Below are 14,880 nucleotides of genomic sequence, written 5' to 3'. Positions count from 1 at the left end.
AATGGACTCAGGCTATGCCTTAAAGCTAGCTGCGGGGCAACCAGCGCAAGTGTACAGTAATTTCTTCACGATCGTGGTAAAGGTGTTTGGCCTGAATTTCAAACGGCTTAGTCCCCTCGGTTTGTAGCTGTTCTTTAATCTGATCCAGGTAGCCTTTAACTGCGGCATAGCGCTGACGCATTGGTAGCTTAAGGTTAAAGATGGCTTCTTCACAATCGCCCTCGAGTAACCAACTGGTCATCAGCTCGCCGACACGTGCGGGTTTTTCAACCATATCGCACACCAGCCAGGTAACATTTTTACGTTTCGGGCGAAATTTAAAGCCGTCTTCCTGAATGTGCTTAACCTGACCGGTTTCCATCAAGGATTCTGCCATTGGCCCGTTGTCCACAGCCTGTACCATCATACCGCGGCGTACCAGCTGATAAGTCCAGCCTCCCGGAGCTGCACCAAGATCTACCGCCTTCATGCCCGAATGAACACGTTTTTCATGCTCGTTTTCAGGAACAAACACCTGAAAGGCTTCATCCAGTTTCAACGTTGAACGGCTTGGTGCCTCTTTTGGCATACGCAAACGCAGAATGCCACCGTTATGTACGGTTTGGTTATAGCTGTATGAATAGCCCACCAAGGCGTGCGCCGGGTTGACGAATAACACATGCAGCATCGGTCGTTTAGCTAGCGGTTTATTACTTAAAAGCTCTTCTTTACGCAACGCCTGACGCAGCGGCACGCTGAATTTTCGGCAAAATTTGGATAGCTGATTAGCTTCATTAGTATCTGGAGTTCCCACCCGTAACTCACCAGCCAGGCCAAACGTTTCCTGGTGAGGTTTTAATACCTTAATGACTTCGCTGGCACGGTCTTCAATACCGGCCACTTTAACAGGCCCCAGCAAGGCAAACATTTCGCGCGCAAAGACCAGGTCTTTCAGTGTCAGTTTGCGGGCAATATGCTCTGCTTCTTCGTGCTGACAATGGTAGGTAACGTAAGCTTGCTCGGGTTGTGTCTGGCAATAACCATAAACACCCAGTTCCGCGGTTTTATCCTGAATTTCGGCCGCGCAATCACCTTCGAACCCAGCACGACACAGCAATACAATGCCACTACCTCTGCCGTTAACAATCTCACTCATTAACTACCTGCTCCTAACTTCATTGCGCCAACTAATAAACTGACCCAGCCAGCAATAAATAATACCCCGCCAATAGGCGTTATAGGTCCAAACCATTTAACACCGGTAAGTGCTAAGGCATACAAACTGCCGGAAAATAGAATCACGCCCGCCAGCCACAAATAACCACTGGCAACAAACCAGACCGACTGTGACTGCTTTAACCAAAGCGCTAAGGCAAACAATGCCAACGCGTGATAAAACTGATAAGTGACGCCGGTTTCAAAAGCGCTCAGCAAACTCTCACTTAACTTTGATTTTAAACCGTGCGAAGCAAAAGCGCCCAACATAACGCCGATACCGCCTAAAATGGCGGCCACAATTAAAAATATCTGACTCATTGAATAAACTCCTTAATGGCATCTGCGGCCTGTTGCCAAAGCTTAGGCGTATTCGCCGCTTTGGCTTTTGTGGCGGCAAAACCGTGATCGGCACCCTCTATCCATTGTAACCGCCAGTTGTGCGGTACCTCCACGCATCGCCCCTGCTCCGCTCTTTTTAAAAGCGGTTTACTGAACGGGTCCCGTGTTCCCTGCAAAATAAGGCCGGGCGCCTGCGTCATTTCCAATTCTTCATGACGTGACTTCTCAGGTTTTTGCGGCGGATGGAACGGAAAGCCCAAAGCAATTACTGCTTTCACGCCGTATTTATCGGCTAAACGCAACATCACCCGGCTTCCTAATGACTTACCCATCAAAACTAACGGCTTATTATCTTGCTGTAATTCGCTAAGTAGTTCATCAATCGCATCGGCCAATGCCTGCATTTTATTCGGCGGCCGTGGCTTACCAGTTTCACGAACCTTTTCCCAATACGGAAAGTCCGGACGCACAAGCTCCGCACCAAGCGCTATGCCCTGCTCCGCAAAGAAATCCATAAAAGCTGTGTCGGGACCGCCACCTGAACCGTGCAAAAACACGATGCGGAACGCTCCTTCCGGGTTCTGTTGTTGATAACGCATTATTGGTTAAACTCTTGCTCTTCTTTTTGAACTAAGTTTAGCAGCCACTGACGGAAGGTCGCGATTTTACCTATCTCCGCCTGATTGTCACGACAAACCAGATAAAACGCTTTATTCCGCTGCAGTGCCTGAGGAAAAATACGAACCAGGTGGCCACTGTCAATTTCGGACTTCACCAGCACGTTATTGGCTAATGCAATGCCCTGCCCGTGAACCGCGGCCTGTAAAGCCAGGCTCGAATGGCTGAATACCGGTCCGTTATCGCCTTTATACTGAGGTAAATCAACCAGTTGAAACCAATCCTTCCATGCATTACGGGTTTCATCGTGCAACAGCGTTTGCTTGAATAAATCTATCGGCTCTTTGATATTCGCTTTATTCAATAACAACGGCGAACAAACCGGCCACAAATACTCTTCGTGTAGCTGGTAAGCTTTTACCCCGGGCCAGCGGCCATCGCCATAGTAAATAGCAACGTCCACGTCATCGGTTAACGAACCACTAATTTCATCCACCGCTTTAATGCGAATATCCATATCCGGATGTTCTTCGCGAAAACTACTAAGCCGTGGAACAAACCATAAAATAGCGAAGCTGGGCGGAACCGACACGGTCAAAGCACCGCGTTCAGACACTAGCCGAAGTTTATCGGTGGCCTGCGCCAGTTGCTCAAAAATATCCCGTAATTCTAAGTAATATTCCTGCCCTTCTTCGGTCAGCAACAGCGAACGGTTACGTCGAATAAAAAGCTTAAGTTCAAGGAAATCTTCTAACGCTTTCACCTGGTGACTAACTGCCGCCTGAGTTACAAATAACTCTTCGGCTGCTTTGGTAAAACTGAGGTGACGCGCTGCCACTTCAAATGATTTAAGCGCGTTTAAGGGAGGTAATTTCCGCATGCCATTAACTAAAAAGCGTCTCTGTTTAGTATATTGCCACCACTATAACAGAGACGCCCTTTGTTCGGCTATTTATCATTACTTTATCTAATGTGACTTACAACCGAACGCCGCCGTCAATTTCGACCACACGGCCGCTGAAAAAGTCATTTTCAATAATATAGCGCGCACTGTGAGCTATTTCATTGGGCTGCCCCCAGCGTTTCAGCGGTACCATAGATAGTGCACGATCAACCGCTTCAGGTTTCATCTGTGCGGTCATTGGGGTTTCGATAAAGCCAGGCGCAATGGCACCACAGCGAATGCCGTAACGACCCAGTTCACGAGCCCAGGTGACTGTCATGGCAACCACACCGGCTTTGGTTGCTGAGTAGTTGGTCTGACCCATATTGCCAGCACGAGCGACACTGGAAATATTGATGATAACGCCTTTCTTGCCAGCTTTTACCATCTGCGCTGCGGCTTCACGTCCGCATAGGAAAGTACCGGTGAGGTTCACATCCAGTACCGACTGGAACTGTTGCAAAGGCATTTTCTGTTTCAGTTCGCCATCTTTGAATTTAATCAGCAAGCCATCACGCAATAGGCCTGCGTTGTTCACCAACACATCGATGCCATCAAACTCTTGCTGAATTTGCTCAAATACGGTTTCTACCGATTCTTCATCGGTAATATCAACTTCATAACCAACCACTTTGGCTGCGCCCAGCTTTTCGCATTGCTCCTGAGCTTCACCTAATACGTCGCCGTTAATATCGATAAGCGCAAGTTTGGCACCTTGTCTGGCGAAATCTTCAGCCATCGCAAGGCCCAGCCCCTGAGCACCACCGGTAATAACAATGACACTGTCTTTAATTTGCATGTGTTTCCCCAATTCTTAGGTTACTTCTGTGACTTAGGTGCCACATAATTAAAAATACTGGAAAAGTCCTGGCGACCATGGCCTTGCTCAGACCAGCTGTGGTAAAGGTTGCGAGTCAGTGATCCCATAGGCGTTGCGGCACCACTTTCAAGTGCAGTTTGCTGCGCCAGGCCTAAATCTTTAGCCATTAAGTCAACCAGAAAGCCGCCTTGGTAGTCGTTACTTGAAGGCACGTTGTCCATTACCCCCGGGCACGGATTATATACCTGTAATGTCCAATTACTACCCGAGCTTGCCAGCATAATTTCCGATAAAACTTTCGGGTCCAACCCGTTAGCCTTACCTAATTGCAGTGCTTCAGAAGTCCCCACCATTAATACTGACAACAACATGTTATTACAGATTTTTGCAATCTGTCCGGCACCGACATCACCGGCGCGGAAAACATTTTTGCCCATGTCGTTAAGCACGCTACGAGCCCTGTCAACGTTAGTTTCTGTACCACCGCAAATAAAGGTTAAGGTACCCGCTTTCGCGCCACCAACACCACCAGAAACAGGGGCGTCGATAAAGGCAATACCAGCTTTCTCTAACTGTTCACCCACATACATAGCAGTTTCAGAAGAAATGGTACTGCAATCAATGACCAACTGATCTTTATTCAGCTTGTTGATTAGACCATCGTCACCAAGGTAAACGCCTTTTACGTGACGGTCTGCAGGCAGCATAGAAACCACAAACTCAGCTCCGTCAATTGCTTCAGCTGCTGTTTTCGCGGCCTGTGCACCATCAGCAACTATTGCTTTAAGTGCTTCTTCCGATAAGTCAAAAGCCTTAACTGTGTGGCCTGCTTTTGCCAGGTTGCTGGCCATAGGGCCACCCATGTTTCCCAGTCCAATAAATCCTACGGTTGCCATACAGGCACTCCTTCTTGTTAATTCGTTTTATTTATCAAGATCGGCTAATGGATGCGTTCGCTCGCCCCAGGGCGGTAAAAAGAATGCATCAATCTCTTCCGCTGGTACTTCGGCTACCGAGCTATGCTGCCATTGTGGATTCTTATCTTTATCAATCAGCAGTGCCCGAATACCTTCGGCAAAGTCACCACGAACCGCACAGTTACAGGACAAGGTTAGCTCTAAACGGAAACAGTCAGCCAAGGACAAATCAGAGCCTTGCTGCAACTGGTTCCAGACCAGGTGCGATGTAAACGGACAGCCGTTTGCCAGGTTCTTACGCGCCCGCGCCAGCCATTTATCATCAGTTTCGTCATTGACAACACGTTCAACAATTTCACCAATATCATTGCCCGTTGTCAGATCTGTTATTAACCTCTGATGCGGTTCTACCTGAGGAGTGGGTAATGCCGTTGGGTCACTACTTGCCACGTCACTTAGTAAATCCGTCACTTTTTGTTTGTTAAGTGCCTCGGTATTGCCCCACTGAACTTCCTTCAACTGATTCAGAATGCTTTCTTTGCTTTCATGACCAACAAAGTGATCGGCCAGGTTCAGATACAGTGCATCGTTCGCATTCATCGTTGCGCCGGTAATACCTAAGAACAAACCGCAACCTTGTGGCATGCGATTAAGGAAGTAGGTCGCACCAACATCCGGGTACAAACCAATAGTCACTTCCGGCATAGCCAGTAACGAACGTTCGGTCACAATACGGTGGCTGGCGCCATTCATCAGCCCCATACCGCCGCCCATCACAATGCCATCACCCCAGCAAATAAGAGGTTTAGGGAAGGTCTGAATAAAGTAGTCCAGTTGATATTCCTGGGTGAAGAAGTTTTCGACTTCTTCCACTAATTTGCCCGGCTCTGCCTGCATGGCTTTATACATAGCCACAATGTCACCACCGGCACAGAATGCTTTTTCACCCGCGCCCTGTAACCAGACACAAGCAACTTTGTCATCTTCTGCCCATTTTTTCAGCTGCGGTAACAGCTTTTCAGCCATTGCCAGGCTTAGGGCATTCAATGATTTCTCGGAATTTAACGTAGCAACGCCGATGACTTTGTCACCGGCGTTCAGTTCTTCAAAAAGTACAACGTCTTGCATGGAATCTCCTTACAAGATTTCGCGATCGTTATCCGCTAAGATGCGACGCCCAATAATCATGCGCATAACTTCGTTTGTGCCTTCCAGGATCTGGTGCACACGAACATCACGCACATGGCGCTCTAACGGATACTCTTTAATGTAGCCATAACCACCGTGCAGCTGCAGTGCGTCGTTACACACTTTAAAACCAACATCGGTCGCAAACTGTTTTGCCATAGCACAATAGGTAATTTTATCAGCATCGTTGTTATCGACTTTACTGGCTGCCAGACGCACCATTTGACGGGCTGCAACCAGCTCAGTCGCCATATCGGCTAACTTAAACTGTAGCGCCTGAAAAGCCGCGAGGGGCTTACCAAATTGCGTACGTTCCTGCATGTAAGCTTTGGCAGTATTTAAGGCCGCTTGCGCTGTACCCACAGAACACACCGCAATGTTAATACGTCCGCCGTCTAAGCCCATCATGGCAAACTTAAAACCTTCGCCCTCTTTACCCAGAAGATTTTCTGCCGGAATGCGAACGTCTTCAAAAGTCACTAAGCGGGTAGGCTGCGCATTCCAGCCCATTTTATCTTCGGCTTTACCGTAAATAACACCTTTGGCGTCCGCCGGTACAGCAAAGGCAGAAATGCCTTTAGGTCCGTCTTCACCAGTACGAGCCATAACCACTAAAACATCCGTTTCACCGGCACCTGAGATAAACATCTTAGAGCCGTTCAGGACGTACTCGTCGCCGTCTTTTTTCGCACTGGTACGTAAGCTGGCAGCGTCTGAACCTGAACCAGGTTCAGTCAGGCAGTAAGAGCCCAGCTTCTCGCCGGTAACCAATTCTGGTACCCACTGGTCAATCACAGACTGTTGGCCGAAGGAGCCAATCATCCAGGTGACCATGTTATGAATCGTCATCATGGCCGTGGTTGCTGTACAACCACCCGCCAATTGCTCAAAAATGAGCGCCGAGTCCAGACGGCTCATTCCGAAGCCGCCAGCCTCTTCCGGCGTGTACATGCCCATAAAGCCCATTTCACCAGCTTTACGGAACACTTCAACTGGGAAGTAATGCTCTTCGTCCCACTTAGCCGCATTAGGCGCCAGCTCTTTGTCAGCAAAAGCTTTGGCTGTATCGACAAAGGCTTGCTGGTCTTCTGTCAATTCGAAATTCATCGCTATCCCCTACTACCTTAGGTTAATTGACATGTTTGGACCCGCTGGATCTTCAAGGTCGCTCTCAAACCAACGCGCCGTTACTGTCTTCGTTTCACTGTAGAAACGAACGCCCTGCTTACCATAAGCGTGAAGGTCACCAAAGAATGAACGCTTCCAGCCAGTAAATGAGAAGAACGGCAGTGGTACCGGAATTGGAATGTTGATACCGACCTGACCCACTTCAACTTCGTGCTGATATTTACGTGCCGCAGCACCACTTGCGGTAAAGATAGAAGTACCATTACCGTAAGGGTTGTTGTTAACCAATTCCAAAGCGTCTTCAAGGCTGTCCACTTCTGTGGTGCACAATACCGGACCGAAAATTTCCGTTTTATAAATTTCCATATCCGGCGTTACGTTAGAGAAGACCGTAGGGCCAACCCAGTTGCCGTTTGGCAGACCGTCAACTTTGCAATTACGACCATCAACCAGCAATTTAGCGCCTTCTTTCTCACCCTGAGTAATCAACGCTTCAACGCGTTCTTTCGCTTGTGGACTAATAACCGGGCCATAAGCGGCACCTTCGTCATTCCATGCGCCCGGACGAACCTTAGCAATAGCTTCCGCTATTTCAGGGATCCACTCTTTTGCCGCGCCAACAAATACCGCGACAGAAATAGCCATACAACGTTGACCCGCCGCACCGACAGAAGAGCCAACCATATTGTTGATGACTTGCTGTTTATTGGCGTCAGGCATAATAACGCAATGGTTTTTCGCACCAGCAAAAGCCTGTACACGCTTACCATTTTCCGTACCACGGCGGTAAATATATTCAGCAACCGGCACTGAGCCTACAAAAGACAAGGCACGAACGTCCGGGTGGTCTAACAGAAAGTCGACCTGTTCTTTATTGCCGTGCAATACCTGCAGTACGCCTTTAGGTGCGCCAGCTTCTTCGAACAGTTCAGCCAAACGGGTTGGCGTTAACGGATCTTGCTCGGAAGGCTTCAGAATGAAGGTATTACCACAAGCAATGGCCAGCGGGAACATCCACAGTGGGATCATCGCCGGAAAGTTAAACGGCGTAATACCAGCGCAAACACCTAATGGCTGAGTGTAACTATAAGAATCAATTTTACGGGCAACGTTTTCAACCGTCTCGCCCATTAATAACGAAGGAATATTCGCTGCGTGTTCAACCACTTCTATACCACGCCAGACATCACCTTTGGCATCTTCAAAAGTTTTACCAGTTTCTTGCGCCAGAGTCTCTGCAATTTCTTCCTGATGTTCTTTTAGCAAGGCCTGATAGCGCATCATTACGCGAGCACGCTCAGAAACAGGCACTTCTTTCCAGGTTTTAAAGGCTTCACGGGCACTCTCAACCGCTGCGTCCATTTCGCTTTGAGTAGCAACTGGCACTTGAGCGATAACTTCCTGAGTTGCCGGGTTGGTGACAGGGATCCACTGTTCTGACTTCGAGGCGACAAATTCGCCATCTATATACAGAGGCACTTTCTTAGACATAATTCACCTTCTTATTGTGTTATTTTGTCATCTATTGATGAGCTAAATTTAGTTAAGTGAGCCTTAACGTGACCCTCTTAATTCTGATTACTTTACTTTGGGCCGCCAGCTTTTCGCTAATCGGCGTTTATCTTGCCGGCCAGGTTGACGGTTATCTTGTTGTCTTTATCCGTATGGTTTTAGCCTTAATAACGGTTTTGCCGTTATTCCGCTGGAGGCATCTGTCACCACAAAATGGGCAACTACCTCAACTAGCTAAACTGGCCGTTATTGGCGCTGTACAAATTGGCGCCATGTATTTGTTTCTTTATCATGCGTTTTTGTATTTGAGCGTTGCCGAAGTGCTTTTGTTCACTATCTTTACACCACTCTACATAACGCTAATTGACGAGCTGATACTTAACCGCAAGCATCTGCCGCTGTTATGGTGGATAGCCGCTGCGGTATCGGTATGCGGCGCCGCCATCATTCGCTATCAACCCTTGTCCGATGATTTCATCACCGGCTTCTTTTTAATTCAGGCAGCCAATGCGTGCTTTGCCGCCGGTCAAGTTGCTTATAAACGTTTACCCACGGGTAAAACCTTAGAACAAAGCCAGCAATTTGCCGCCTTTTTCTTTGGCGCCAGCGTCGTTGCCGGCCTTGGTGTTTTATTATTTGGCGACTTAACCAAAATGCCGACCACCAATCTTCAATGGGGCATTTTATTGTGGCTCGGTATTGTTGCCTCCGGGCTTGGTTACCTTGGTTGGAACCTGTCCGGAAAACGAGTCAATACCGGGCAACTGGCCACTATGAACAATGCGTTAATTCCCGCGGGCATTTTGGTTAATGTCGTGTTTTGGGAACAGTCTTTCGACTATACCCGGTTAAGCATTGGCGCTCTTATTATTATTCTTGCCGTATGGCTGGCAGGACGGGTTAACAAACTTAAACCCGCCCACTAACCAGCGCTTTAGATCATTTCTACGGCCAGAGCAACGGCTTCACCACCACCAATACACAGTGAGGTGATGCCCCGTTTCTGGCCTTTTTGTTTCAGTGCATGCAGCAAAGTAACCAATAACCGCGCCCCACTTGCGCCAATGGGATGCCCTAAAGCACAAGCTCCGCCATGGACATTCACTTTAGCCGGATCCAGTTTCATTTGCTGAATAGCCAGCATGGTGACCATGGCAAAAGCTTCATTAATTTCCCATAAATCGACGTCGTCTTTGGTCCAGTCCAGCTTACTCAGCAAAGAATTCATTGCTCCAATTGGGGCAACGGTAAATTCAGACGGCGCCTGAGAGTGCGTAGTATGACCCATAACTCGCGCCAGCGGCTGCAGGCCTTTGGCCTTTGCATCGCTCTCACGCATTAAAATAAGTGCTGCTGCGCCATCAGAAATGGAACTGGAATTAGCCGCAGTAATGGTGCCGTCTTTTTTAAATGCCGCACGCAACTGAGGAATTTTGTCCAGACGCGCTTTACCCGGTTGCTCGTCAGTATCGACAGTGACGTCGCCTTTACGAGTAGAATATGTAACTGGAGTGATTTCGTTTTTAAAAAAGCCATCTTTAATAGCTGCCTGAGCTTTGGTAAGTGAATGAATGGCAAACTCATCCATTGCTTCACGACCCAGACCGTATTCGTCAGCAGTGTCCTGTGCGTAACACCCCATAGCTTTATGCTCGTAGGCGTCTTCCAAACCGTCCAGCATCATATGATCCAGCACTTGTCCGTGCCCCATACGATAACCGCTGCGGCCTTTTGGCAGCATGTAAGGTGCATTCGACATGCTTTCCATGCCACCGGCCAGCACCACGTCTGCTGAGCCCGCTTTAATTAAATCGTGCGCCATCATTGCAGCTTTCAAGCCAGAGCCGCATACTTTATTAATGGTTGTCGCGCCCGTTGAGCGAGGTAAATCGGCATGCAGCATTGCCTGACGCGCTGGTGCCTGACCTAAGCCGGCAGGTAACACATTGCCCATGATAACTTCTGAAATATCATCGGCTGTTAAACCGCTGTTACTCAGCGCTGCTTTTATAGCTGTTGCGCCCAAATCAGGAGCAGTAACTTCACTCAAGCTGCCCTGAAAACCGCCCATTGGCGTACGATTGGCCGCTACTATAACGATAGAATCGCTCGACATTTTTCCTCCAAATGCACTTTACGTTAACGTAAACTTCCTCTAAGCTTAGATCTTAGGACAACCAAAAAGCAAGTACCGATGAACAATAAAGTGACCTACAGTATTGGCGAACTGGCAAAAGAATTTGACATTACCACCCGCAGCATTCGTTTTTATGAGGACGAAGGCTTGCTTTCCCCCAGACGCCAGGGGCAACAGCGCATATATACCAACAAAGACCGGGTTCGTTTAAAGCTGATTCTACGCGGCAAACGACTCGGTTTTTCACTGGCCGAAACCCGTCGTTTGTTCGAACTTTACGACGCGGATAATAGCAGTGCGGCCCAGCTCGAAAAGGTACTTGAGCTGGTCAGTGAGAAAAAACACTCACTCAAGCAACAAATGGAAGATATTAATGTGTTACTAACCGAACTCAGTGGTCTGGAGCAACGTTGCCAAGACGAGCTCGAGAATATTCAGTCGTCAGTTTCAGAAATTCATTCTCAGGAGTCGTTATGATCAGTCAATATACCACCTTTAACTTTGGTCTCGGCGAAACAGCCGATATGATCCGTGAACAGGTTAATGCCTTCGCGCGTGATGAAATAGCCCCACGCGCCGCCGAAATTGATGAAAAAAATGAATTTCCCGGCGATTTATGGCAAAAACTTGGCGACATGGGTCTGCTTGGCTTAACCGTTGCTGAAGAATATGGTGGTTCCGGCATGGGCTACCTCGAACATGTTATTGCTATGGAAGAAATTAGCCGCGCTTCTGCCTCGGTTGGCTTAAGTTATGGTGCCCATTCAAACCTTTGTGTTAACCAAATTCACCGTAATGGTAACGAAGAACAGAAGAAAAAATACTTACCGAAACTGTGTACCGGTGAACACGTTGGTGCTTTAGCTATGAGTGAGCCTAATGCTGGTTCTGATGTAGTCAGCATGAAATTGCGTGCAGAGAAGAAAGGCGACAAGTACGTTCTGAACGGCAATAAAATGTGGATTACTAACGGTCCGGAAGCTAATGTCTTCGTAATTTACGCTAAAACCGAACCCGAGAAGAATTCACGGGGCATTACGGCCTTTATCGTTGAAAAAGACACACCAGGATTCAGCCAGGCGCAAAAACTCGACAAACTGGGTATGCGTGGCTCAAATACCTGTGAACTGGTCTTCGAAGACGTAGAAATCCCCGAAGAAAACATTCTGGGAGAGCTAAACGAAGGCGTTAAAGTGTTGATGAGTGGCCTTGATTACGAGCGCGCTGTTCTTGCAGCTGGTCCTTTAGGCATTATGCAAGCCTGCCTTGATACTTGCGTACCTTATATTCATGATCGTAAACAGTTCGGTAAAGAGATCGGCGAATTCCAGCTAATTCAGGGCAAAGTAGCTGATATGTACACTCGTACTAATGCGGCGCGTGCCTACGTTTACGCAGTGGCTCAATCTTGCGACCGTGGCGAAACCACCCGTAAAGATGCTGCCGGAGCGATTCTTTACGCCGCAGAATTGGCCACTCAGCTAGCACTGGACGCTATTCAGTTATTGGGCGGTAATGGTTACATTAACGAATACCCCACAGGACGCCTGCTACGTGACGCCAAGCTATACGAAATTGGCGCTGGTACATCGGAAATTCGCCGTATGCTCATTGGTCGCGAACTGTTCACTGAATCCAAATAATAAGGAGGCAACGCCGTGGCGATTTTATCCAGTAAAATCAACACCCGCGATGCACAATTTGCAGCTAACAGCGAGTCTATGCAGACCGTAGTTAACGACCTGCAGGAAAAAGCGGCAAAAATTCATCAAGGTGGCGGCCCTAAATATCAGGAGCGCCATTTGTCCCGGGGTAAGTTATTGCCCCGCGACCGTATTAATAAACTACTGGACGCGGGTTCACCGTTTCTGGAAATAGGTCAGTTTGCGGCCTGGGAATGTTACGAAGACTACGTTCCCTCTGCTGGTGTGGTTGCCGGTATTGGTCAGGTTGAAGGCACTGAGTGCATGATCATCGCCAACGACGCTACAGTTAAAGGCGGCACCTATTACCCTCTGACCGTTAAGAAACACCTGCGCGCTCAGGAAATTGCCGAGCGTTGCCACCTCCCCTGCATTTACCTGGTGGACTCCGGCGGTGCCAACCTGCCCCGTCAGGATGAGGTATTCCCGGACAAAGAACACTTTGGTCGCATTTTCTTTAATCAGGCAAATATGTCTGCCAAAGGCATTCCGCAAATTGCCGTGGTTATGGGCCTGTGTACTGCCGGTGGCGCTTATGTACCTGCAATGGCCGACGAAAGCGTTATTGTCAAAGAGCAAGGCACCATTTTCCTTGCGGGTCCGCCGTTAGTTAAAGCAGCAACGGGCGAAGAAGTCTCAGCCGAAGAGCTCGGCGGTGCCGATGTGCATACACGCATCTCCGGTGTTGCGGATCATTTCGCTCACAACGATGAACACGCTTTAGCCTTGGCACGCCGCTCGGTAGCACGCCTTAACCGCGGTGAACCGACCAAACTGGATCGCCAACCGGCTAAACCACCGCGTTACGATGCAAAAGAGCTGTACGGCATTGTCGGTACCGATCTGCGTAAGCCTTATGACGTTCACGAAGTGATTGCGCGCATTGTTGATGACTCAGACTTTGACGAATTTAAGGCTAATTATGGCAATACATTGGTTACAGGCTTTGCCCGCATTGATGGCTATCCAGTCGGCATTGTGGCCAATAACGGTATTTTGTTCTCTGAGTCGGCACAAAAAGGCGCTCACTTTATTGAGCTTTGCGCACAGCGCAAAATTCCACTGGTGTTTCTGCAAAACATTACCGGCTTTATGGTCGGTAAAAAATACGAGGCCGAAGGTATTGCTAAACACGGTGCGAAAATGGTTATGGCCGTTTCCTGTGCCAAAGTACCTAAATTTACCGTATTAATTGGCGGTAGCTACGGCGCAGGTAACTACGGCATGTGTGGCCGCGCTTATGACCCCACCATGATGTTCATGTGGCCGAATGCCCGCATCTCAGTTATGGGTGGTGAACAGGCCGCTGGTGTTATGTCTCAGGTGACTAAAGACAACTTAGCGCGCAAAGGCGAAAGCTTAAGCGAAGAAAAAGAACAAGAACTGAAAAAGCCCATTGTTGAGCAATACGATAAGCAAGGCCACCCCTATTATGCGTCAGCGCGCTTGTGGGACGACGGCATTATCGACCCGGCACAAACGCGCGAAGTTCTGGCATTGAGCCTTGCCGCTTCATTGAATGCACCGATTGAAGACAGCCGCTTCGGCGTCTTCCGCATGTAATCGGAGGTTATTAATAATGGCAAAATACACAAAGCTTGATATTAACGACCAGGGCGTTGCCACACTGACATTAAACCGGCCTGACGTTCACAACGCGTTTGACGACGTGATGATTGCGGAACTGCTGCAGGCGTTAAAAGAGGTTGAAGAAAGTTCCAGCGCTCGAGTGCTGGTGCTTCGCTCAGAGGGTAAAAACTTTTCTGCCGGTGCGGATCTAAACTGGATGCGCTCCATGGCTGATAAAAACTATCAGCAAAACGTGGATGACGCCGGTGAGCTTGGCTTATTAATGGAGCGTCTGGATTTGCTCAGTAAGCCCAGTATTGCGTTAGTGCAAGGCGCTGCTTTCGGCGGTGCCGTAGGCCTTGCCGCATGCTGCGACATAGTCCTGGCGCAACCGCGTAGCAGCTTCTGCCTGAGTGAAGTCAAAATTGGGCTCATTCCGGCAGTTATCAGCCCTTATGTTGTGCGTACTATTGGTGAACGTCAATCACGCCGCTATATGCTGACCGCCGAGCGTTTCTTTGCCGACAAAGCGCAGGAGCTAGGTTTAGTCAACGAAGTTGTAGAAGATTTCGAGGAGCCACTGAATAAGTTATTAGAAGCTCTTCTAGCCAATAGTCCACAAGCGGTAGACGCCTGTAAGCAACTGATTCGCAATGTTGGTTCACGTCCAATTGATAAAGACGTACGTGAACACACCATTAAAGCCATTGCCGAAATTCGCGTGTCGGAACAAGGTCAGGAAGGACTCAGTGCGTTTCTTGAAAAACGCCCCGCCGCCTGGCTTAAACAGAGTTAACAACAGGTCTCAT

Annotated in this window: 15 protein-coding genes; 5 read left to right on the top strand and 10 right to left on the bottom strand. The window is 48.6% G+C overall.

What is annotated here, in order from left to right:
• Window positions 1-25 precede the first annotated feature (25 nt).
• From rlmM to ACN0TF_RS01660, 9 genes are all read right to left on the bottom strand, one after another.
• Window positions 26-1,135 (bottom strand): 23S rRNA (cytidine(2498)-2'-O)-methyltransferase RlmM, encoded by a 1,110-nt coding sequence (gene rlmM, locus ACN0TF_RS01700; RefSeq protein WP_417440504.1) that lies wholly within the window; start codon window positions 1,133-1,135, stop codon window positions 26-28.
• Window positions 1,135-1,515: a DUF423 domain-containing protein gene (locus tag ACN0TF_RS01695; RefSeq protein ID WP_417440503.1), complete on the bottom strand. Its 381-nt coding sequence runs from the start codon at window positions 1,513-1,515 to the stop codon at window positions 1,135-1,137. Before ACN0TF_RS01695 ends, rlmM begins: the two co-directional genes overlap by 1 nt.
• On the bottom strand, window positions 1,512-2,135 hold the full coding sequence (locus ACN0TF_RS01690) for an alpha/beta fold hydrolase (protein WP_417440502.1): 624 nt from the start codon (window positions 2,133-2,135) through the stop codon (window positions 1,512-1,514). The genes ACN0TF_RS01695 and ACN0TF_RS01690 overlap by 4 nt, the downstream gene beginning before the upstream one ends.
• A complete protein-coding gene (locus ACN0TF_RS01685) occupies window positions 2,135-3,034 on the bottom strand; it encodes a transcriptional regulator GcvA (RefSeq protein ID WP_417440501.1) in 900 nt (299 codons plus the stop codon). The genes ACN0TF_RS01690 and ACN0TF_RS01685 overlap by 1 nt, the downstream gene beginning before the upstream one ends.
• A 97-nt stretch (window positions 3,035-3,131) precedes the next feature.
• Window positions 3,132-3,896, bottom strand: coding sequence for an SDR family oxidoreductase (locus ACN0TF_RS01680; RefSeq protein WP_011234117.1), 765 nt, complete (start codon window positions 3,894-3,896; stop codon window positions 3,132-3,134).
• 20 nt (window positions 3,897-3,916) lie between these two features.
• Window positions 3,917-4,813 carry a 3-hydroxyisobutyrate dehydrogenase gene (mmsB, locus tag ACN0TF_RS01675; protein ID WP_417440500.1) on the bottom strand — a complete coding sequence of 299 codons (897 nt, stop codon included), beginning with the start codon at window positions 4,811-4,813 and terminating at the stop codon, window positions 3,917-3,919.
• Between the two features lie 27 nt (window positions 4,814-4,840).
• Window positions 4,841-5,962 carry an enoyl-CoA hydratase/isomerase family protein gene (locus ACN0TF_RS01670; protein WP_417440499.1) on the bottom strand — a complete coding sequence of 374 codons (1,122 nt, stop codon included), beginning with the start codon at window positions 5,960-5,962 and terminating at the stop codon, window positions 4,841-4,843.
• Window positions 5,963-5,971: 9 nt separating this feature from the next.
• Window positions 5,972-7,129, bottom strand: coding sequence for an acyl-CoA dehydrogenase family protein (locus ACN0TF_RS01665; protein WP_417440498.1), 1,158 nt, complete (start codon window positions 7,127-7,129; stop codon window positions 5,972-5,974).
• Between the two features lie 12 nt (window positions 7,130-7,141).
• A complete protein-coding gene (locus ACN0TF_RS01660) occupies window positions 7,142-8,641 on the bottom strand; it encodes a CoA-acylating methylmalonate-semialdehyde dehydrogenase (RefSeq protein ID WP_417440497.1) in 1,500 nt (499 codons plus the stop codon).
• A 68-nt stretch (window positions 8,642-8,709) separates the two neighbouring features.
• On the opposite strand from ACN0TF_RS01660, the gene ACN0TF_RS01655 reads away from it, so the two are divergent.
• Window positions 8,710-9,588, top strand: coding sequence for an EamA family transporter (locus tag ACN0TF_RS01655; RefSeq protein WP_417440496.1), 879 nt, complete (start codon window positions 8,710-8,712; stop codon window positions 9,586-9,588).
• Between the two features lie 8 nt (window positions 9,589-9,596).
• On the opposite strand, the gene ACN0TF_RS01650 is transcribed toward ACN0TF_RS01655, so the two are convergent.
• Window positions 9,597-10,778 carry an acetyl-CoA C-acyltransferase gene (locus ACN0TF_RS01650; RefSeq protein ID WP_417440495.1) on the bottom strand — a complete coding sequence of 394 codons (1,182 nt, stop codon included), beginning with the start codon at window positions 10,776-10,778 and terminating at the stop codon, window positions 9,597-9,599.
• 78 nt (window positions 10,779-10,856) lie between these two features.
• Between ACN0TF_RS01650 and ACN0TF_RS01645 the strand changes: the two genes are divergently transcribed.
• The 4 genes from ACN0TF_RS01645 to ACN0TF_RS01630 are packed head-to-tail and all read left to right on the top strand — an operon-like array spanning window position 10,857 to window position 14,867.
• On the top strand, window positions 10,857-11,276 hold the full coding sequence (locus ACN0TF_RS01645) for a MerR family transcriptional regulator (RefSeq protein WP_417440494.1): 420 nt from the start codon (window positions 10,857-10,859) through the stop codon (window positions 11,274-11,276).
• Window positions 11,273-12,442 (top strand): isovaleryl-CoA dehydrogenase, encoded by a 1,170-nt coding sequence (locus ACN0TF_RS01640; RefSeq protein WP_417440493.1) that lies wholly within the window; start codon window positions 11,273-11,275, stop codon window positions 12,440-12,442. Before ACN0TF_RS01645 ends, ACN0TF_RS01640 begins: the two co-directional genes overlap by 4 nt.
• Window positions 12,443-12,457: 15 nt before the next feature.
• Complete coding sequence (locus tag ACN0TF_RS01635; RefSeq protein WP_417440492.1) at window positions 12,458-14,065, top strand: carboxyl transferase domain-containing protein; 1,608 nt, start codon at window positions 12,458-12,460, stop codon at window positions 14,063-14,065.
• Window positions 14,066-14,081: 16 nt separating this feature from the next.
• A complete protein-coding gene (locus ACN0TF_RS01630; protein ID WP_417440491.1) occupies window positions 14,082-14,867 on the top strand; it encodes an enoyl-CoA hydratase-related protein in 786 nt (261 codons plus the stop codon).
• Window positions 14,868-14,880 lie beyond the last annotated feature (13 nt).

The sequence above is a fragment of the Idiomarina sp. genome, from assembly GCF_048265525.1.
Classification (GTDB): Bacteria; Pseudomonadota; Gammaproteobacteria; order Enterobacterales; family Alteromonadaceae; genus Idiomarina.
This window is presented reverse-complemented; position numbering and strand designations above follow the sequence as displayed.

Bases quoted from the DNA above. Each gene is read 5' to 3' on its own strand.
- rlmM (WP_417440504.1), bottom strand. From the start codon at position 1,135: ATGAGTGAGATTGTTAACGGCAGAGGTAGTGGCATTGTATTGCTGTGT.
- ACN0TF_RS01695 (WP_417440503.1), bottom strand. From the start codon at position 1,515: ATGAGTCAGATATTTTTAATTGTGGCCGCCATTTTAGGCGGTATCGGC.
- ACN0TF_RS01690 (WP_417440502.1), bottom strand. From the start codon at position 2,135: ATGCGTTATCAACAACAGAACCCGGAAGGAGCGTTCCGCATCGTGTTT.
- ACN0TF_RS01685 (WP_417440501.1), bottom strand. From the start codon at position 3,034: ATGCGGAAATTACCTCCCTTAAACGCGCTTAAATCATTTGAAGTGGCA.
- ACN0TF_RS01680 (WP_011234117.1), bottom strand. From the start codon at position 3,896: ATGCAAATTAAAGACAGTGTCATTGTTATTACCGGTGGTGCTCAGGGG.
- mmsB (WP_417440500.1), bottom strand. From the start codon at position 4,813: ATGGCAACCGTAGGATTTATTGGACTGGGAAACATGGGTGGCCCTATG.
- ACN0TF_RS01670 (WP_417440499.1), bottom strand. From the start codon at position 5,962: ATGCAAGACGTTGTACTTTTTGAAGAACTGAACGCCGGTGACAAAGTC.
- ACN0TF_RS01665 (WP_417440498.1), bottom strand. From the start codon at position 7,129: ATGAATTTCGAATTGACAGAAGACCAGCAAGCCTTTGTCGATACAGCC.
- ACN0TF_RS01660 (WP_417440497.1), bottom strand. From the start codon at position 8,641: ATGTCTAAGAAAGTGCCTCTGTATATAGATGGCGAATTTGTCGCCTCG.
- ACN0TF_RS01650 (WP_417440495.1), bottom strand. From the start codon at position 10,778: ATGTCGAGCGATTCTATCGTTATAGTAGCGGCCAATCGTACGCCAATG.
- ACN0TF_RS01645 (WP_417440494.1), top strand. From the start codon at position 10,857: ATGAACAATAAAGTGACCTACAGTATTGGCGAACTGGCAAAAGAATTT.
- ACN0TF_RS01640 (WP_417440493.1), top strand. From the start codon at position 11,273: ATGATCAGTCAATATACCACCTTTAACTTTGGTCTCGGCGAAACAGCC.
- ACN0TF_RS01630 (WP_417440491.1), top strand. From the start codon at position 14,082: ATGGCAAAATACACAAAGCTTGATATTAACGACCAGGGCGTTGCCACA.